The sequence below is a fragment of the Novosphingobium sp. CCH12-A3 genome, assembly GCF_001556015.1.
Classification (GTDB): Bacteria; Pseudomonadota; Alphaproteobacteria; order Sphingomonadales; family Sphingomonadaceae; genus Novosphingobium; species Novosphingobium subterraneum.
The window spans coordinates 1-17855 of the sequence record NZ_LSIA01000117.1 but is presented as its reverse complement, the minus strand read 5'-3'; the positions used below and the strand labels follow the sequence as shown (position 1 = coordinate 17855).

General features: G+C 64.5%; 18 protein-coding genes and 1 pseudogene. 10 read left to right on the top strand and 9 right to left on the bottom strand.

The window, feature by feature from the left end:
• The first annotated feature begins 15 nt into the window (after nt 1-15).
• Nucleotides 16-1056 (top strand): dihydroorotase, encoded by a 1041-nt coding sequence (pyrC, locus tag AX703_RS08900; protein ID WP_062343686.1) that lies wholly within the window; start codon nt 16-18, stop codon nt 1054-1056.
• Nucleotides 1057-1060: 4 nt separating this feature from the next.
• On the opposite strand, the gene rarD is transcribed toward pyrC, so the two are convergent.
• Nucleotides 1061-1948 carry an EamA family transporter RarD gene (rarD, locus tag AX703_RS08895; RefSeq protein ID WP_062343685.1) on the bottom strand — a complete coding sequence of 296 codons (888 nt, stop codon included), beginning with the start codon at nt 1946-1948 and terminating at the stop codon, nt 1061-1063.
• A 205-nt stretch (nt 1949-2153) separates the two neighbouring features.
• On the opposite strand from rarD, the gene AX703_RS08890 reads away from it, so the two are divergent.
• Nucleotides 2154-2630, top strand: a complete 477-nt coding sequence (locus AX703_RS08890) for a glycine zipper 2TM domain-containing protein (protein WP_062343684.1) — start codon at nt 2154-2156, stop codon at nt 2628-2630.
• A gap of 117 nt (nt 2631-2747) precedes the next feature.
• Nucleotides 2748-2966: a hypothetical protein gene (locus AX703_RS08885; protein ID WP_062343683.1), complete on the top strand. Its 219-nt coding sequence runs from the start codon at nt 2748-2750 to the stop codon at nt 2964-2966.
• 107 nt (nt 2967-3073) lie between these two features.
• Here AX703_RS08885 and astD read toward each other — a convergent pair whose 3' ends face one another.
• Both astD and AX703_RS08875 read right to left on the bottom strand, forming a co-directional pair.
• The gene (gene astD, locus AX703_RS08880) at nt 3074-4489 is read right to left on the bottom strand and encodes a succinylglutamate-semialdehyde dehydrogenase (RefSeq protein WP_062343682.1); all 1416 of its coding nucleotides are present in this window, start codon (nt 4487-4489) and stop codon (nt 3074-3076) included.
• Between the two features lie 143 nt (nt 4490-4632).
• A complete protein-coding gene (locus AX703_RS08875) occupies nt 4633-6039 on the bottom strand; it encodes a protein adenylyltransferase SelO (RefSeq protein ID WP_062343681.1) in 1407 nt (468 codons plus the stop codon).
• A 72-nt stretch (nt 6040-6111) separates the two neighbouring features.
• On the opposite strand from AX703_RS08875, the gene AX703_RS08870 reads away from it, so the two are divergent.
• From AX703_RS08870 to AX703_RS08850, 5 genes are all read left to right on the top strand, one after another.
• Nucleotides 6112-6966, top strand: coding sequence for an alpha/beta fold hydrolase (locus tag AX703_RS08870; RefSeq protein WP_062343680.1), 855 nt, complete (start codon nt 6112-6114; stop codon nt 6964-6966).
• Nucleotides 6963-8132, top strand: a complete 1170-nt coding sequence (locus AX703_RS08865) for a glycosyltransferase family 4 protein (RefSeq protein ID WP_062343679.1) — start codon at nt 6963-6965, stop codon at nt 8130-8132. The genes AX703_RS08870 and AX703_RS08865 overlap by 4 nt, the downstream gene beginning before the upstream one ends.
• A 139-nt stretch (nt 8133-8271) precedes the next feature.
• Nucleotides 8272-9030 (top strand): tetratricopeptide repeat protein, encoded by a 759-nt coding sequence (locus AX703_RS08860; protein ID WP_039332697.1) that lies wholly within the window; start codon nt 8272-8274, stop codon nt 9028-9030.
• Nucleotides 9031-9048: 18 nt separating this feature from the next.
• Nucleotides 9049-10389 (top strand): PQQ-binding-like beta-propeller repeat protein, encoded by a 1341-nt coding sequence (locus AX703_RS08855; protein ID WP_062343711.1) that lies wholly within the window; start codon nt 9049-9051, stop codon nt 10387-10389.
• Nucleotides 10390-10544: 155 nt separating this feature from the next.
• A complete protein-coding gene (locus tag AX703_RS08850; RefSeq protein ID WP_082734498.1) occupies nt 10545-11879 on the top strand; it encodes an isoprenylcysteine carboxylmethyltransferase family protein in 1335 nt (444 codons plus the stop codon).
• A gap of 3 nt (nt 11880-11882) precedes the next feature.
• On the opposite strand, the gene AX703_RS08845 is transcribed toward AX703_RS08850, so the two are convergent.
• From AX703_RS08845 to AX703_RS08835, 3 genes are all read right to left on the bottom strand, one after another.
• Entirely contained in the window at nt 11883-12182 is a 300-nt protein-coding gene (locus AX703_RS08845) for a putative quinol monooxygenase (RefSeq protein WP_062343677.1), read from the bottom strand.
• Nucleotides 12182-13555 carry a glutamate--cysteine ligase gene (locus tag AX703_RS08840; protein ID WP_062343676.1) on the bottom strand — a complete coding sequence of 458 codons (1374 nt, stop codon included), beginning with the start codon at nt 13553-13555 and terminating at the stop codon, nt 12182-12184. Before AX703_RS08840 ends, AX703_RS08845 begins: the two co-directional genes overlap by 1 nt.
• Before the next feature lie 111 nt (nt 13556-13666).
• Nucleotides 13667-14416 (bottom strand): 16S rRNA (uracil(1498)-N(3))-methyltransferase, encoded by a 750-nt coding sequence (locus AX703_RS08835; RefSeq protein WP_062343675.1) that lies wholly within the window; start codon nt 14414-14416, stop codon nt 13667-13669.
• A gap of 46 nt (nt 14417-14462) precedes the next feature.
• Here AX703_RS08835 and ubiA point away from each other — a divergent pair, with 46 nt between their 5' ends.
• On the top strand, nt 14463-15377 hold the full coding sequence (ubiA, locus tag AX703_RS08830) for a 4-hydroxybenzoate octaprenyltransferase (protein WP_062343674.1): 915 nt from the start codon (nt 14463-14465) through the stop codon (nt 15375-15377).
• On the opposite strand, the gene AX703_RS08825 is transcribed toward ubiA, so the two are convergent.
• Together AX703_RS08825 and AX703_RS08820 are read right to left on the bottom strand one after the other, a co-directional pair.
• Nucleotides 15356-16201, bottom strand: a complete 846-nt coding sequence (locus AX703_RS08825; protein WP_062343673.1) for an arylamine N-acetyltransferase — start codon at nt 16199-16201, stop codon at nt 15356-15358. The two genes, ubiA and AX703_RS08825, sit on opposite strands and share 22 nt — an antisense overlap.
• A complete protein-coding gene (locus AX703_RS08820; RefSeq protein ID WP_062343672.1) occupies nt 16191-16568 on the bottom strand; it encodes a VOC family protein in 378 nt (125 codons plus the stop codon). The genes AX703_RS08825 and AX703_RS08820 overlap by 11 nt, the downstream gene beginning before the upstream one ends.
• Nucleotides 16569-16673: 105 nt before the next feature.
• Between AX703_RS08820 and soxR the strand changes: the two genes are divergently transcribed.
• Nucleotides 16674-17114 (top strand): redox-sensitive transcriptional activator SoxR, encoded by a 441-nt coding sequence (gene soxR, locus AX703_RS08815; RefSeq protein WP_039332918.1) that lies wholly within the window; start codon nt 16674-16676, stop codon nt 17112-17114.
• Here soxR and AX703_RS08810 read toward each other — a convergent pair.
• Nucleotides 17111-17855 (bottom strand): annotated as a pseudogene (locus AX703_RS08810) (chromosome segregation protein); the annotation flags it as partial. The gene soxR and the pseudogene AX703_RS08810 sit on opposite strands and share 4 nt — an antisense overlap.

The following is a 17855-nucleotide window of genomic DNA, read 5'->3' as shown; positions in this document are numbered from 1 at the left end:
GCTAAGGGGAACCCCATGACGACAACGACGACTCTGACGATCCGCCGCCCCGATGACTGGCACACCCACTTGCGCGACAAGGACGTGCTCGTTGGCGTCGCACCTTACACCGCGCGCCAGTTTGCCAGGGCGATCGTCATGCCCAACCTTTCGCCGCCGATGACCGATGTTGCGGGCGTTGCCGCCTATCGCGACCGCATCCTTGCCGCGCTCCCGGCGGGCAGCGATTTCACCCCGCTGATGACGCTTTACCTGACCGATTCGACCGACACTGCCGAAGTTGAGCGCGGTTTTGCCGAAGGTGTGTTCATCGCGGCCAAGCTTTACCCCGCCCATGCCACCACCGGATCTGCCCACGGTGTCACCGACATCCGCAATATCTATCCGGTGCTGGAGGTCATGCAGCGCATCGGCATGCCGCTGCTGATCCATGGCGAAGTCACCGACAGCCACGTCGACATCTTCGATCGCGAAGCCGTTTTCATCGACCGCACACTGACGCGCCTCGTTGCCGACATGCCCGAGCTCAGGATTGTTTTCGAACATATCACCACCGAGGAAGCCGCGCAGTTCGTGCAAGGGGCGGGGCCGAACGTCGCGGCCACGATCACGCCGCAGCACCTCCACATCAACCGCAATGCCATGCTGGTCGGCGGCATCCGGCCACATGCCTTTTGCCTGCCGGTGGCCAAGCGCGAGAAGCACCGCCTTGCCCTGCGCAAGCTTGCCACCTCCAGCTGCGAGCGCGTGTTCCTCGGCACTGACACCGCGCCGCACGCCAAGCACCTCAAGGAAACTGCCTGCGGCTGCGCCGGCATCTTCAACGCGCCCTTCGCGCTCGAAAGCTACGTCACCGTGTTCGACGAGGAAGGCGCCCTGGACCGCTTCGAGGCGTTCGCCTCGCTCAACGGCCCGGCGTTCTATCGCATGCCGGTGAACGAAAGCACGATCACGCTCGAGAAGGCTCCGGTGGAAGTCCCTGAAGTGCTCGATTGCAACGGCACGCTGATCGTGCCGTTCCATGCTGGCGAAACTCTCGCATGGCGGCTGGCTTGAACCTTCAGGCCTGACGGGCCCGCTTCACCATGTCCCAACTGTAGAGCGCGATTGCCGCCCAGATCAACGCGAAGCAGGCGAGCCTTGTAGCGTCGAGCGCTTCGCCGAACACCGTCAGCCCGAGAATGAAGCTGAGCGTGGGTGACAGGAACTGGACGAAGCCCAAGGTCGAGAGCGGTAGGCTCCGCGCTGCCACGGCGAACAGCAGCAGCGGTATCGCCGTCGCCACGCCCGAAGCGATCAGCAGCGGGGTCTCATGGCCGCCCATCGCGAGGGCCGACCCCGCGGGTGAAACCGCGCCAAGCCAGACGATGACCAGCGCTGGCGCCACCAGCAGCACGGTCTCGATCGTCAGGCCAGGAACCGCACCGACCGGCGCCTTCTTCCGCACGAAGCCATAGAACGCGAACGTGAACGCCAACGATAGCGCGACCGCCAGCGTATCCAGCGCGCCCCCGAGCAGCAGGCCTATTCCCGCACCAGCCAGCGCCACCGCCACCCATTGTACCCGGGTCAGCCGCTCGCCGAGGAAGACCGTGCCGAGAACGACGTTGATCAGCGGGTTGATATAGTAGCCAAGGCTAGTCGCCAGGACGTGCCCGCTGTTGATGGCGATCACGAAGATCAGCCAGTTCGATCCGATCAGCAGCGCGCTCAGCACAAGCAGGCCGAGCACATGGCCGCTGGTCAGCGCGGCCCTCACATCCGGCCATTGCTTGCGGAAGCTGATGATCACGAAGCACACCGGTACCGTGAACAGAACCCGCCAGCCCACCAGTTCGAGCGGGGGCACCGCGTGAAGCGCCCGGAAATAGAGCGGGAGCAGGCCCCACATCACATAAGCCGCCAGTGCTGATGCGAGTCCCCGGCGTAAGGTGCTGGATTCGTTCATGCGGCGTCCCTGCCAGCAATGTCGAACGGGGCCAACCCCGCTCTGGCCCTCGTTTCATCGGCAACGGCAATCGCTTCGCCGCAAAGTTCAAATCTGACGCCCCGGTTGCGATCTGTTCAGGTTGGCGGGCGTAAATCTTAACCAACGAAGCAACAGGACCAGACTCCGAACGGTGCGGGTCCTCGATCAAATGAGGAGAACGTCAATGTTCAACCTGAAGAATACCGCCCTGGCCCTGGTTGCCGCATCAACCGTCGCTGCTGCCGTTCCGGCAAGCGCCGCAGTCCTTCCGCAGGCTCAGGCGAGCACCGCCGTTGCCGCCCAGTGGAATGAAGGCTGGAATGGCGAGAGCTGGGAACATGGTCGTCGCGACCACGACTGGCGCGGTGACCGCTATTACGGCCGTGGCTACGACCGCAACTATTACCGCGGTAACGACCGTCGCTATTATGGCGACCCCGTCTATCGCAACACCCGCGTCTGGCGCGGCAATGATGGCCGCTACTACTGCCGCCGCTCGAACGGCACGACCGGCCTCCTGATCGGTGGTGCAGCCGGCGCCCTGCTCGGCCGTGAAGTTGCCGGTGACTATGGCGACCGCACCCTCGGTGCGATCCTCGGCGCCGCGGGTGGCGCCCTGCTCGGCCGCGAGGTTGACCGTGGCGGCTCGCGTTGCCGCTAAGTCAGGGTTCCTGAGTTATTGACCGTCCTTCGGGTCGCACTGAAAGGTCGGCGAGGGAGCGTTCCGCAGATGCGGGACGCTCCCTTTTTCTTAACCATGCCGCGCTAGTCCACCATCATGCGCAGCCTTGGCCTCGTTCTCACACTGACTCTCGCTGCCTGCGGTTCTGCGCCTGTCGAGCAGGACAAGACCCCGCTGGACCCGGTAATGACCGAGGCCCTCGAAGGACAGCTCATGGTCGATCCCGACCTCAGCCAGCAGAACATGCGCAATCTCGCGGTCGTTCCCGGCGGTCCGATCGACCCGGCGCTCCCGCTCCCCGATCCGAAAAGCTGATCTTACAATTCGCTCGTCCTGAGCCTGTCGAAGGACGCAAGCACAGCGCTTGCCAACCAGAACCCTTCGACAAGCTCAGGGTGGGCGGCATTGGGTTATCCGTAGTGTTATTCGCTGCGCAGGCCCACGCCGATGCTTGCGCGCGGCTGATCCATCTCGCTCGAGGCGACCGGGTAGGCGCAATAGTCCGCCGCGTAATAGGCGCTCGGCCGGTGGTTGCCTGAAAGCCCGACGCCGCCGAACGGTGCGGCAGACGACGCACCATTGGTCGGCCGGTTCCAGTTGACCACGCCCGCTCGGATATTGGCCCAGAAGCGGTTGTAGTCCTGCGGGGTGCCGCCGATCAGCGAGGCTGAAAGACCGAACCGCGTGTTGTTCGCCTCGGCAATCGCCTCGTCGAAATCATCGACCTTCACCACCTGCAGGAGCGGGCCGAACAGTTCCACATCAGGCCGCTCAGCAATGCCGGTAACGTCGATGATCGCCGGGCTCAGGAACGGCAGTCCTTCCTGCAGGCGCACCATGTGCTTGATCGGCCGTCCGCCCGACGAAAGCAGGTAGACGAAACTTTCGGTCAGCCCGTCAGCCGTGCGGTTGTCGATCACCGGGCCCATGAAGGGCGCCGGCTCGTCGAACGGAGCGCCGACTATGATCCGGTCGGCCAGATGCTTCACCTGACTCACCACCTCGTCGTACATCGAAGATTTGACGATCAGGCGCCGCCCGGCCGTGCAACGCTGCCCGGCGCTGGTAAACGCCGATTGCACGATCAGCGTGGCCGTATCCTCGATCTTGGGTGTATCCCACACCACGATCGGGTTGTTGCCGCCCATCTCCAGCGCCACGATCTTGCCGGGATTCGAGGCCAGCTTGCGGTTGATCGCGATGCCGGCGTGTGCAGAGCCGGTGAACAGCACGCCGTCGATCCCGTCATGGGCGACCAGCGCCTGACCCTCGGCGGGGCCACCGATCAGCACCTGGACCACAGCCGCCGAGATGCCCGCCCGGTGGAAGCACTGCGCCAGCAGTTCACCTGTCGCCGGGGTCTTTTCCGAAGGCTTGAACACCACGGCATTGCCGGCAACCAGAGCCGGCACGATATGGCCGTTGGGCAGGTGGGCCGGGAAGTTGTATGGCCCGAGCACTGCCAGCACGCCATGCGGCTTGTGGCGCAACGCCGCCGTGCCTTGCAGCGCGCTGTCCAGCTTGCGCTGCGACGTGCGGTCGGCATAGGCGCGGATCGAGATCTCGACCTTGTTGACGACACTTTCGACTTCAGTGCGCGCTTCCCACAGCGGCTTGCCCGTCTCGCGCGAGATCATTGTCGCCAGCTTGTCGGCGTCCTTGCGCACTTCGTTGGCGAAGCGGCGCACCAGCTCGATGCGCGTGGCAAGGGGCTGCGCTGCCCATGCCGGCCAGGCCCTGCGCGCACGCGCGACGACTTCTTCGACGTCGCCGATCTTGCCGCGCCACACTTCGGCGCCGGTTGCGGGTTCAAACGAAACGATTTCGGCAGCTGCCACGGATTTGCCTGCTCTTCTTTTAAATTCTTGCGCGAACGATGGGTCCCGATCCCGGGCGTACCGTAACGCAGCGTTGGTTACCGATTAAACAAAATTCATGGGCGGGACCACCCCTGCCTTTCGGATTTCAAACGGGGCGGAATTCACGCGGCCGAATGACCCACAGGTTCCGGCCTTGCGCCCATTGCCTCGCCCATGCGCCGCACTGCATCGACTTTGGCGAACAGACCGCTCCAGTCGTCCTGTCCGGCAATCGGAGCCCAGATCGCCTCCACTTCATCGATCAGCATGGACTGCGGTGCTGCATCGGACCAGTACGGATGGCTACTGTCGGTCGCAACGTAAGGTGCCAACGATGCCTTCAGCGCCTGCTCCTCCTCGCTTGCCCCGAACAGTCCGCGCCCGCAGCGATGGGTGAAGAAGAACGCATCCGGTCCCAGTCCCCGGGTTGCCATCACCTTTTCGCAAGCCCCGATCAGCGCCGTATCCTCTTCCAGCCCGCGTTGTTCCACACCCAGCCGCCACAGCCATCGCTTCGTCATGGCCTGCTGGTACAGCTCGGGATAGCGGTTGAGCGCCTCGATCAGCGGCGGCGCCTCTGCCAGCGTGCGCAAGGTCACGGCCAACTGCCCGCAATTCCAGTGAATTGCCTCGGGCTGGCGGCCATAGGCATAAAGCCCCTGGTGATCGAAGTAGGCCGCGGTGAAGCCAGGTTCCCACTTCGGCAGCCAACGCCACGGCCCATAGTCGAAGCTTTCGCCCGTCACGTTCATGTTGTCGGAATTGAGCACGCCATGGACGAAGCCTGCCACCATGTAGCTCGCCGCCATGTCGGCCATGCGCTCGACAACCTGATTGAAGAACCGCACCGCCGGATGGGGGGCATCTGCGTGGCCCCCCGGAAAGTTCGCGAGGCAGTAAGTCACCAGTTGCGCCATCTCGTCTTCGAGCTCCAGCGCCGCCAGCCGCTGGAACGTGCCGATGCGGATGTGCCCATGGTTCAAGCGTACCAGCACTGCCGATCGCGTCGGCGAGGGTTCGTCCCCACGATACAGCGATTCGCCGGTCTCGATCACCGAAAGCGTGCGGCTGGTATTCACCCCCAGCGCCTCGAGCATCTCGGTCGCCAGAATCTCGCGCACTGCGCCTTTCAGCGTCAGCCGCCCATCGCCTGCGCGGCTCCACGGCGTCTGGCCGGAACCCTTGGTGCCCAGATCCATCTGCCGCCCGCCTGCGTCGAGCATCTGTGCAAAGGTAAACCCGCGCCCGTCGCCCAGGTCAGGGTTGTAAACCCGGAACTGATGCCCGTGATACCGTAGCGCCAGCGGTCCGGGCATGTTGTCGGCCAAAGGCTCGAAACGCCCGAAATGTCGCACCCATTCCTGATCGGTCAGACGCGCCAAGCCGATCTCGGCTGCCGCCCGGTCATTGCGCCAGCGCAGTATGGTTTCGGGAAAGTCCGCCGCCTTCACCGGATCGCCGATCCAGTCGGCCAGAGCCATGATACGGGGTGAGGGGCGATAGATCGCGTCTTGCGGGAGCGCCTGCATCCGGCAATAGTGGGCATGACCAGGCCTGCCCGCAAGCAGGCACCCCCGATTTCACGCGGAATACCAGACGAAATGGCCGAATACGAAGATCGCTACTGGACCAGCAGCGACGGATTGCGCCTGCATTTTCGCTACTTCGACGGCGATTCCAGCAAACCCCCGGTAGTCTGCCTGCCGGGATTGACCCGTAACGCCCGCGATTTCGAAGATCTTGCTGCCCGCCTTGCTGGCACATGGCGGGTCCTCTGCCCGGAAATGCGCGGCCGCGGTGACAGTGATTACGCCAAGGACCCGATGACCTACACGCCCATGCACTATCTGCAGGACGTCGAGGCGCTGCTGGCGCAGGAAGGGATCGAGCGTTTCGTTTCCATCGGCACCTCGCTCGGTGGCTTGCTCACCATGCTGCTCGCGGCCGCCAACCCACAGCGCATCGCCGCCGCCGTGCTCAACGACGTCGGCCCCGAGGTCTCAGAGAAAGGCCTCGAACGCATCCGCGGCTATGTCGGTCAGGGGCGAAACTTCGAAACCTGGATGCACGCCGCCCGCGCGCTTCAGGAAAGCAGCGGCGATGTCTACCCCGATTGGGACATCACCCAATGGCTCCGCTATGCCAAGCGCATCATGGTCCTGGGTACCGGCGGACGCATCGCCTTCGACTACGACATGAAGATTGCCGAGCCGTTCGAGGCTCCCGCCGGCGCGACCCCGCAAGTCGACATGTGGCCGCTGTTCGATGCACTCGCCACCCGTCCGCTGCTGATCTTGCGCGGCGAGAATTCCGACATTCTCGAAGCGGCCACCGCACTAAAGATGGCCTCACGGCCCGGCGTCGAACTCGTCACTCTCCCGCGCACCGGCCATGCGCCAACACTCGATGAGCCGGAAAGCATCGCCGCGATCGGACGGCTGCTGGCCCGGGCATGAGCCGCCCACCGGTCAAGGGACCCCTGAAACTGCTCCACCTGCATTCGACGTTCGATGCAGGCGGCAAGGAACGGCGCGCCGTCGCGCTGATGAACCGCTGGGGGAAGGGGCAGAAAGATCAGCCGATCGAGCATCACATCGTCTCGGCTCAACCTGGCGCGATGGGCGCCAAGGCCCTGATCGACAAGAAGGTGTCCGCGTTTTTCCCGTTCGGCTTTCCGCCGCTTGCGGGAAAGCTTGGCGTTGGCCGCCTGCGCCAGCTCGCCCGCGCGATGCGGGGATTCGACCTCGTCCTCACCTACAACTGGGGCGCGATGGACGCGTGCATGGCCCATGCGGTCTTCGCGCCGACCATGGGCCTTCCTCCCCTGATCCACCATGAAGACGGCTTCAATGCCGACGAGGCCGATGGCCTCAAGACCAGCCGCAACTGGTACCGTCGCGTTGCGCTTGCCCGCGCCAGTGCGCTGATGGTCCCCTCGCGTCAGCTTGAGCACATTGCACTCACCGTCTGGCACCAGCCGCGCAGCCGGGTTCAGCGCATCGCCAACGGCATCGACACTGGTCTCTATGCCCGCAAGCCCAAGCCCGACGTGCTGCCACGCGTGGTCAAGCGCCCCGGCGAGAAGTGGCTCGGCACGCTCGCCGGCCTGCGCGCGGTGAAGAACCTGCCGCGCATGGTCCGCGCGATGAAGGATCTGCCGCCCGAATGGCACCTTGTCATCCTCGGCGAAGGCCCGGAACGCGAGGCGATCACAGCCGAGGCCATCCGCCTGGAGCTCGGCCACCGCGTTCACCTGCCCGGTCACGTCGCCGATCCGTCGCTCGCCGTCGGCCTGTTCGATCTCTTCGCGCTCTCGTCCGACAGCGAACAGGCACCGCTTTCGGTGATCGAGGCCATGGCCGCCGGGCTCGCCGTTGCCAGCCCGGCCGTGGGTGACGTCGCGGAAATGGTGGCGGAGCCAAACCGGCGCTTCATCGTGCCCGCCAACGATGAGGCTGCCTTCGCCGGCGCAATCGCCACGCTCGCTGGTGACGAACCACTGCGCCGCGCCATCGGCAAGGCCAACCGTGATCGCGCCCGCGCCGAATTCGATGAGTCTGTGATGGCGAACCTCTACGCGCAAGTCTACGCGCAGGCGCTGGGGACCAACCCGTTCCGCTGAACAGCCTTCAGCAAGCGTTCACGCTCGTCGCGGCAGGTGGGGCACGAGCAATCAATTCCGTTGAAAAGGCGGGCCCATCCGCTAAACACCGCGCCAGACACACGCTAGCAAACGTCAACCAATTCCCGAAAGCGCTGCCTTGGCTCTCCGTCCTGATAGTCCGCAATCCCGTTCCAACCAACTCGCCGAGCGTTCGGCCGGGCAGGGCGATGCCTTCCTGCGCGAAGTGGACGATGCCCTGCGCGAAGATCAGGTCTACACCGCGATCCAGAAGTACGGTAAGCCCGTCGGTGCGCTGATCGTGGCGGGCCTGCTCGGTCTGGGCGGTTATCTCTGGTATGAAAACCACAGCAACGCCAAGGCTGCCGAACAGGGCGAAGTGCTGACGAAGGCACTCGACAACCTGGAAGTGCGCAATCTCAAGGCTGCCACCGATGCGGTTGCCCCCCTCGCTGCCGAAGGGACTGACGGTTACCGCGCTACGGCGAAGATGCTGGCGGCGGGAGTCCTGTCCGAACAGGGCAAGAACGCCGAAGCGGCCAAGGCTTTTGCCGCGATTGCCGCCGATGCCGACATTCCGCAGGCCTACCGTGATCTCGCCACGATCCGCGAAGTCTCGCTGACTTTCGACCAGCTCGGTCCTGACAAGGTGGTTGAGCGTCTGAAGCCGCTGGCCGTACCCGGCAATGCCTGGTTCGGCAGCGCGGGTGAACTCGTCGGCATGGCCTATGTCAAGCAGGGCAAGAACGACCTTGCCGGGGCGATGTTCGCGCAGATCGCCAAGGACAAGACCGTGCCTGATACCCTGCGCCGCCGCACGCGCCAGATGGCCGGGTTGCTCGGGGTGGATGCCGTGGAGGATCCCGGCACCGCCACGATAGTGCAGAGCGCGCAATAAGTTTTGAGGATGCATTCGATGACGCCGAAACCCAATTTCCGCCGCGCTTCGCTGACCAGCGTGGTGGTTCTCGCGCTCGCTCTTGGCGGTTGCGGCGTCTTCAAGAAGGGCGTGAAGACCACGCCGACGGTCGGTTCGCGCCAGCCGATCCTCTCCAAGATCGATGCCGGCACCAAGGTCGATGATTCGATCTCGCTGATGACGGTCGTGCTTCCCGCTGCGGAAGTGAACACCGAGTTTGCGCAAGGCGGCGGCAACGCCTCGAAATCCTACGGCCACGCCGCCCTTGCGGAATCGCCCTCGCGCGCCTTCAGCGTCTCGATCAAGGGCTCGAATGCCCGCCAGCGCCTCGCCGCATCGCCGGTCGTTGGCGGCGGCAAGCTCTTCGCGATGGATACGGACGGCACCGTCCATGCCTTTGACGCAAGCACCGGCGCCCGCGTGTGGGACACCTCGGTCCGCGCTGAAAAGCAGAACGCCGGCTCCACCTTCGGCGGTGGCGCATCCTATGATGACGGCAAGGTCTACGTCACCAACGGCGTCGGGGAAGTCGCCTCGCTTGATGCCGGCTCGGGCGAAATCAAGTGGCGTGTGAAGCCCGCTGGCCCGTTGCGCGGCTCGCCCACGGTCGCTTTCGGGCAGGTCATGGTGATGAGTCAGGATAACCAGCTCTTTGCCCTCAACGAAGCCGATGGTGCCGTGCTGTGGAATGAAAGCGCTTCGGTAGGCCAGACCAACGTGTTCGGCGTTGCCTCGCCAGCAGCAGGGCAGGGCACCATTGTCGCCGGTTTCTCCTCGGGCGAACTCGTCGCCTATCGCTATGAGAACGGCCGCCAGCTCTGGGCTGACGCTCTGGCTCGCACCTCGATCGCCACCTCGGTTTCGACCCTGACCGACATCGACGCCGATCCGATCATCGAACGCGGCCGCGTCTATGCGCTGGGGCAGGGCGGACGCATGGCCGCCTATGAACTGGTCACCGGCCAGCGCATCTGGGAATTGAACCTCGCAGGCATCTCCACCCCCGCCATCGCCGGAGACTGGATCTTCGCGCTGACCGACGAAGCCAAGCTGCTGTGCATCGCCAAGTCGAGCGGCAAGGTCCGCTGGATGACGCAGCTCCAGCGCTACCGGAACGAAAAGAAGAAGAAGAACCAGATTCTCTGGACCGGCCCCGTTCTTGCCGGCAACCAGCTGTGGATCGCCAACTCGCGCGGTGAAGTCATGCGCGCCTCGGTAAATGACGGCACGGTAAGCGAATTCACCAAGGTCGGCTCCAGCGTCACCCTTGCGCCCATCGTCGCCAACCAGACGCTCTATATCCTCGATGATGGCGGCAAGATCACCGCGTTCCGCTGAGCGCGACCTTGGGTCTGATGCTTCGACAAGCTCAGCATGAGCGGATTTGGTAGCGGCTCATCAAAGGGCCGCTCACCCTGAGCCTGTCGAAGGATGCCCGCGCAAGGTTGGTCATCACAACCATATCCTAACCCTTTGATGCGATGGACAGGTGCATGAGCGCCCGTCCGGCCCCGCCTCCGTCAGACGTCTCCGCAGGCACCGGCCTTGCCGGGGTCATCGGCCTTGTGCTGTGGGTCCTCACCTGCCGCTTCTGGCCTCAGATCGTCACCACGCTGGGCCTCTCTGCCCCCGCTGAAGTGATGGACGGCCCCTCCGCTGCGCTCGCCGCCCTGCTGTTCTCCGGTAGCGCGATGATCGGTTACGCGCTGCTGGTGGAGAAGGTCCACCTGCGCCCGTCGACCGGCATAGACTGGTCTCGCCCACGCCCCTTGCGCGAGGTCCTCGACATCTCGATCACCAAGATCGCCGGGCTCTGGACCACGTGGGCCGTTATCGGCTTTGCCTACTGCATCGCCCGCTGGTACTGGCGCGGACAATACGTCTTCGCGATGGAAGTGCTGGAAACGGCCGCGCCATTCCTGTTCCTTGGCGCCATCCCTTATGTCCTCTGGCTGGACCGCGTCCTCGTCAACCCGCGCGATGCATCGTGGCACTTCGGCGCCATGCTCATCGGGCGCGAACCCTGGGACCCGGCGGAAGTGAAGCGCCACGCCCTGGCCTGGCTGGTCAAGGGCTTCTTCTGCGCCTTCATGATCTCGATCGTGCCCGGTGGCTTCGCCGCAGTCATCCACTTCGACTGGGCTTCCGTTCTCGACGACCCCGTCGCGCTCGGCACCCTTTTGATCGAGACGATGTTCATGATCGACGTGCAGATCGCCATGGTCGGCTACCTCGTCACCATGAAGCCCCTGGACGCGCAGATCCGCACCGCCAACCCGCACCTGTCGGCATGGGTGGCAGCGCTGATCTGCTACCCGCCGTTCATCCTCATGGGCGATGGCGACGTGCTGGATTATCGCCACAATGGCGCGGAATGGGCCTACTGGCTCCAGGGTCACACCGGCCTGCTCTGGCTCTGGGCAGGAGCGCTGGTGTTCCTTACCGCCGTCTACGCCTGGGCCACCGTCGCCTTCGGCCTGCGCTTTTCGAACCTCACCTATCGCGGCGTCCTGACCAACGGCCCCTACCGCTACACCCGCCACCCCGCCTACCTGTCCAAGAACGCCTACTGGTGGCTCGCCTCGCTGCCGTTCCTCACCACCAGCGGTTCGATGGTCGATGCGATCCGCAACACCGTGATCCTCGGCCTCGTCAGCGCGGTCTACTATTGGCGCGCCCGCACCGAGGAGCAGCACCTTCTTGTCGAAGACGCCAAGTATCGCGAATACCATGCGTGGATGGCCGAACACGGCCTTATCACGTCGATCCTGCGCAAGCTCGCCCGCGCTGTCACGCCGCGCCGGCCAGTTGTCCAGCCGGCCGAATAGGCGTCAGACCTCCGCGCCCTCGTCGGTTTCGAACACGCGAATCTTGCGCTCGAACAGCCCCAGCGTCGCACGCTCCTGCGCCCACGCCTTCATGTGTTCGGTCTGGAAGTGCGCCTTGAGCGCGCCCATGTCGCGCCACTTCTCGGCGATATGGATCAGCTCGGGATCGAGCACGTCCTGCGCATAGGCATACTGGATGCAGCCATCCTCGGCCAAGGTCGCAGCGATGACCTTGGCCATCATCGGGCGGATCGACTCGATGTTCTCGACCGGAACGCGGACAGTGCCCATCACGATGATCATCAGAAGCTCTTCTCGCCATAGATGCGCGAAAGGTCGCCGCCCCATTCGCCGTGGTAGAGGTCAAGCAGGCGTTCGGCGGGGGTCTTGCCCGAAGAGACAATCTCGTCGAGCGGCTGGAGATAGCCGGTCTCGTTGTCACCCGCCTCGTTCAACTGCGCGCGTGCAGCCAGGCCAGAGCGCGAGATCGCCAGAACTTCGGCAGCAACATCGCGCAACTTGCCCCCACCCGGCAGCGACGCATCAAGCCCCAGCTTGGGCACTTCGGCGCGCAGGCGTTCGCGCCCTTCCATGTCCCAGCCCTTGACCAGGTCCCACGCCGCATCGAGCGCGCCCTGATCGTAGAGCAAGCCCACCCACAGCGCCGGCAGCGCGCAGATACGGCTCCATGGACCACCATCGGCCCCGCGCATTTCCAGGAACGACTTGAGCCGCACTTCGGGGAAGGCGGTCGAAAGATGGTCGTTCCAGTCCGAAAGCGTCGGCTTCTCGCCGGGCAGCACCGATAGCTTGCCGTCAAGGAAATCGCGGAACGAAAGCCCTGCCGCATCGATGTACTTGCCGTCGCGGAACACGAAATACATCGGCACGTCGAGCATGTACTCGACATAGCGCTCATACCCGAAGCCTTCGTCGAACACGAACGAGAGCATCCCCGTGCGCGCCGGATCGGTGTCGGTCCAGATATGGCTGCGGTACGACAGGAACCCGTTGGGCTTGCCTTCGAGGAACGGCGAATTGGCGAACAGCGCCGTTGCCAGCGGCTGCAGCGCAAGGCTGACGCGGAACTTCTGCACCATGTCCGCCTCGGATCGATAATCGAGGTTGGTCTGGATCGTGCAGGTCCGCAGCATCATGTCGAGGCCCATCGAGCCCACGCGCGGCATGTGCCGCAGCATGATGTCATAGCGGCCCTTGGGCATGATCGGCAGCTCTTCGCGGGTCTTGTCCGGCCACAACCCCATGCCGAGATAGGCAAGGCCCAGCTTGTCGCCGATCGTCTTGACCTGCGCCAGATGACGCCCGGTCTCGGCACAGGTCTGGTGCAGGTTCACCAGCGGCGCGCCCGAAAGCTCCAGCTGCCCGGCCGGCTCCAGGCTCACCGCACCATCGGGGCCAGACATTGCGATGACGTTCCCGCCCTCGATGATCGGCTCCCAACCATACTCGGTCAGCGCGTTCAGCAGGTCGCGAATGCCGCCTTGCTCGCCATATGAAGGCGCCGCCCGGTCAGCCGTGCGGTAGACGAACTTTTCGTGCTCGGTGCCGATCCGCCAGTTTTCCTTGGGCTTTTCGCCCTTCTGCATCGGCACCACGAGCATGTCGCGGCTCTCGATGACGGGATCGTTGCTATTTGAAACTTGCCGCGTGCTCATGCCCGCTTCCGTTAATGGGCGGGACAGCTTTTAGCCAGCCTAATTGTAGCACGTCACCTGCAAGGCAATGTTGCCAAGAGCGCGCCAATCGCCTGTAACTTCAGGCGGCTCTCATCCGAACCAGTCGCCCTGCATGCCCATCCACAAGGCCGTCCCGGCGATCGCCGCCGTCTCGCCGCGAAGGATGCGCGGTCCCAGCGAAAGCGCCGCTGCCGCCGGATGCGCCCTCACCAGGGCCCGCTCCGCCTCGTCAAACCCGCCCTCCGGCCCGATCAGCAAGGCGGCCGGCCCGTTATGGATCGAAAACGCCACCGCCGCCGGCATCCCGCCGTTCTCGTCGGCAAAGAACAGCGTTCGCCCTTCCGGCCAGTCGCGCAGCAGATGCTCCAGCTTCACCGTCTCGCCAAGGTCTGGCAACGCCGTGCGGGCGCACTGCTCGGCCGCCTCGGTCATGATCGTCAGCGCGCGTTCCGGGTTCAGCTTGTCCGCCACGCAGCGCCGCGTCACCACCGGCACGATCTTTGCCGCGCCCAGTTCTGTCGCCTTTTCCAGCACCAGATCGAAGTTCGGCTTCTTCAGCAGTGCCGCGCAGAGCCAGAAATCAGGAACGTCCTCGCGTTCACGCAGACGCCGCTCGACCTCGACGACCACCTCGCGCTTGCCGGCCTCGGTCACGCGCGCCAGCCACTCACCGGTGCGGTTATCGCAGACGATCACCGCATCGCCTGCTCCCACGCGCATGACCTTGCCCAGATAATGCGCCTGCTGCCCCTCGATCGGCAGTCGCATTCCCTCGCTCAACGTCGTATCGACGAACAGCCGCGGCGCGGATTTCGGTGGCCAGGCAGGAGTCGCGGTCATCCCCACCGCCTAGCGCGGATATTGCCTTTCGTTAAGAGTCTGTAATGTGACTTCGACCACTTCCGAAACGATCGTCCCCGACAGTGAACATAAGGGTCTGGTCGCCAGCCTGCCGCAACCTTGGCGCAACCTTGCCTTGCTGGCGCGGTTCGACCGGCCGATCGGCTGGTGGCTGCTGTTCTGGCCCTGCGCCTGGGGCCTGTTCCTGGGCGGCGGATCGGCGCGCTGGGGCATCCTCGCGTGGATGCTTTTGGGAGCCATCGTCATGCGCGGGGCAGGGTGCGTCTACAACGATATTGTCGATGCCGATCTCGACGCCCGCGTCGCCCGCACCGCGGCTCGCCCGATTGCCAGCGGCGCAACCACCAAGCGTACCGCGTGGATCTGGCTGCTCACGCTCTGCGCCGTAGGTCTTGTGGTCCTGCTCCAACTGCGCTGGGAAGCGCAGGTCGTGGCGCTCGGCAGTCTCGCACTCGTGGCCGCCTATCCCTTCATGAAGCGCATTACCGGCTGGCCGCAGGCGTGGCTTGGTCTTGTCTTTACATGGGGCGCGCCGGTCGGCTGGGTCGAGGCGACGGGCTTTGAACGCCTCGCCCCGCTGGCTGCGCTCTACGCCGGGTGCTGGGCCTGGTGCATGGCCTATGACACCATCTACGCACTGCAGGATCGCGAAGACGATGCCATGGTCGGCATCGGGTCCTCCGCGCTTTCGTTCGGGAGCCACGTTCGTGCAGGCGTCGGCGGGCTCTACGCGATGGCCTTGCTGTGCTGGGCAGGGGCGATCTGGCTCACGCGCGCCGATCCGCTCGCATTGCTGGCACTGGCACCGGTCTCGCTCCACCTCCTGTGGCAGGTCGCCACGCTCAAGGAAGATGGTGCCGATCCGCTGGCCAAGTTTCGGTCGAACCGCTTTGCCGGCTTCCTGATGGCCGCGGCCTGCTACGTCGTCGGCGCGGCCTGAGCGCCGAACAGCGCCTCGTGGCGGGCCTCGATCGCGGGCCACAGGTCAGCCGCTTCGGGCACGTCGATCAGGAACAGGTCGTGCAGGATGCTGACCAGCTCCCGAGCGGAGCCCAGTTCGCGCCGCTCTTCGCCATGCGCTCCCACAACCGTGAGCACCTTGCCCCTGAGCATCAGGTAGCTGCCCGAAAGCCGCCTCTGCACGGTCAGGTTCTGTACGAAGACCGAGGCAGGATCACTGGCCTGCCAATGGCATAGCGCCGAAAGCTGACCCTCGTCGGCAGGTTGGTCCACGAAATCGTACGACATCGCTGTGGGGCCAAGGCTGACGGAAACCCGCCACATCGCGTCGTCTGTCCGGCCGAGCGACACCGGCAGCGGATCATGCATCCACTGCCCCGGTTCGAGCGGCACCGGCGCGCCGAGCCAGCTTCCGAACCCCGCATCGACCAGCTTCGGCCCATCGCACTGCACCAGCAGGCACAAGTGCGAACCCATGCACTCATCGCCGCGCGCTTGTCGCATGACCCCGGCGCTCATCCGCACGACATCGAACCCGATTGCCGACAATGCCGCGCCCAGTACGCCATTGTGCTCATAGCACCAGCCTCCGCGCCGCGCTTCCACCAGCTTGGCGAAGGCCGCGGCAGGATCGATCGTCAGGCTGCGACCAAGCTGTACATCGATGTTTTCGAACGGGATTGCCTGAACATGCGCCCTCACGATGGCATCCAGCGTCGGCAGGTCGGCGGCCACAGGCGCGGACACGCCGATCCGCGCCAGATAGGCGGCCAGTTGCGCAGGGGAGAGCGGTTCAATCGCCATAGCTGACCACTTCGAATTCGATCCCGTCCCAGTCATAGAAATAGAACCGCCGGCCCGGCTCATAGTCCGCATGATTGAACGGCTCGAGCCCCGCTGCAATCACGATCTGCTCGGCAGCGGCAAGGTCATCCACTTCGATGCCCACGTGCTGCAGCGGCATGCCTTTGGCAAAGCGCGTCGAGACACCACCCGGCGGGGTATAGAACACGATGTAATGGTTCTCGGTGCCGAGATGGATCGAAAATCCATCGTCGATTGCCAGGCCACGCCAGCGTTCGTGCCACCCGCAAAGCTCAGTGAAGAACGCCGCACAGCGTTCGGCATCGCTGACCGAGATGTTGACGTGTTCAAGGCGGGCAGACGGCATCGTCGGGGTCCTTTCGGGATACGGTGTCGAATCGATGCTTGCGAATCTGCAACCTCAAGTTAACTTGAGGTCAAGCGGAAAGCGTGGAGTCGCAGAACCTTGGCCATTACCCGCAACGATCTCATCCCGATCGGCACGCTCGCGCGCCGCACCGGCCTCGCGGTCAGCGCCATCCGTTATTACGAGGATCGCGGGCTCGTCACCTCGATCCGCACGGGCGGGAATCAGCGCCGCTTCCTTCGCTCCGACATCCGCCGGTTGAGCTTTGTGCAGATCGCGCAGAAGCTCGGGCTTGGCCTGGCAGAGATCGAACGCGAACTCGCCGCCCTGCCGCAGGGCCGCACCCCGAACGTGCTTGATTGGCAGCGCATAAGTCGCTCATTGCGCAAGGAAATCGACAGCCGCATCCAGCTCCTTACCCGCACCCGCAACAAGCTTGACGAATGCATAGGCTGCGGCTGCCTCAGCCTCGAACGCTGCCAGCTCTACAACAAGGATGACCGCGCCGCCGCAGCTGGGCCGGGGCCAAGGTATGTGCTGGATTAGCCCGCGTTCTCAAGCAGTTCCACTGCACCGCCCAAGTCCACGCTGACAAGGCGCGATACGCCGCGCTCCACCATCGTCACACCGAACAGGCGGTGCATGCGGCTCATCGTCACGGCGTTGTGCGTGACGATCAGGTAGCGGGTGCGGGTTTCGGCGACCATCGCATCGAGCAAGTCGCAGAACCGCTCGATGTTGGCATCGTCAAGCGGCGCGTCGACTTCGTCGAGCACGCAGATCGGGGCGGGGTTGGTCAGGAATAGCGCGAAGATCAGCGCGACGGCAGTCAGCGCCTGCTCGCCGCCCGAAAGAAGAGTCAACGATTGCAGACGCTTGCCGGGCGGTTGCGCGAAGATTTCGAGGCCGGCTTCCAGCGGATCGTCGGAATCGACCAGCGCCAGATGCGCCTCGCCACCGCCGAACAGGCGGCTGAACAGGCGGCGGAAGTGGCCATCGACCGCCTCGAATGCCGCCCGCAGGCGCTCGCGCCCTTCGCGGTTGAGGCTGCCGATGGAGCCTCTAAGTCTATGAACGGCCTCGGTTAGTTCCGCCTGCTCGGCCACCGAGGTACCATGCTTTTCCTCGGCATCCTTCAGCTCGTCAGCCGCCACGAGGTTCACCGGCCCAATGCGCTCCCGCTCCGCCGAGAGACGGTCCATCGTCGCCGACTCCTCGGTCGCGGCGGCAACGTCGGCTGAGGAAAATTCGAACCGCTCGGGCAGGAGGGGGGGAGGGCATTGGAAG

Coding starts and splice junctions, on each gene's coding strand:
- AX703_RS08875 (WP_062343681.1), bottom strand. CDS start 6,039: ATGCAGGCGCTCCCGCAAGACGCGATCTATCGCCCCTCACCCCGTATC.
- AX703_RS08885 (WP_062343683.1), top strand. CDS start 2,748: ATGCGCAGCCTTGGCCTCGTTCTCACACTGACTCTCGCTGCCTGCGGT.
- AX703_RS08835 (WP_062343675.1), bottom strand. CDS start 14,416: ATGACCGCGACTCCTGCCTGGCCACCGAAATCCGCGCCGCGGCTGTTC.
- AX703_RS08890 (WP_062343684.1), top strand. CDS start 2,154: ATGTTCAACCTGAAGAATACCGCCCTGGCCCTGGTTGCCGCATCAACC.
- AX703_RS08870 (WP_062343680.1), top strand. CDS start 6,112: ATGGCCGAATACGAAGATCGCTACTGGACCAGCAGCGACGGATTGCGC.
- rarD (WP_062343685.1), bottom strand. CDS start 1,948: ATGAACGAATCCAGCACCTTACGCCGGGGACTCGCATCAGCACTGGCG.
- AX703_RS08825 (WP_062343673.1), bottom strand. CDS start 16,201: ATGGCGATTGAACCGCTCTCCCCTGCGCAACTGGCCGCCTATCTGGCG.
- AX703_RS08865 (WP_062343679.1), top strand. CDS start 6,963: ATGAGCCGCCCACCGGTCAAGGGACCCCTGAAACTGCTCCACCTGCAT.
- AX703_RS08845 (WP_062343677.1), bottom strand. CDS start 12,182: ATGATCATCGTGATGGGCACTGTCCGCGTTCCGGTCGAGAACATCGAG.
- AX703_RS08855 (WP_062343711.1), top strand. CDS start 9,049: ATGACGCCGAAACCCAATTTCCGCCGCGCTTCGCTGACCAGCGTGGTG.
- AX703_RS08820 (WP_062343672.1), bottom strand. CDS start 16,568: ATGCCGTCTGCCCGCCTTGAACACGTCAACATCTCGGTCAGCGATGCC.
- pyrC (WP_062343686.1), top strand. CDS start 16: ATGACGACAACGACGACTCTGACGATCCGCCGCCCCGATGACTGGCAC.
- AX703_RS08850 (WP_082734498.1), top strand. CDS start 10,545: ATGAGCGCCCGTCCGGCCCCGCCTCCGTCAGACGTCTCCGCAGGCACC.
- AX703_RS08840 (WP_062343676.1), bottom strand. CDS start 13,555: ATGAGCACGCGGCAAGTTTCAAATAGCAACGATCCCGTCATCGAGAGC.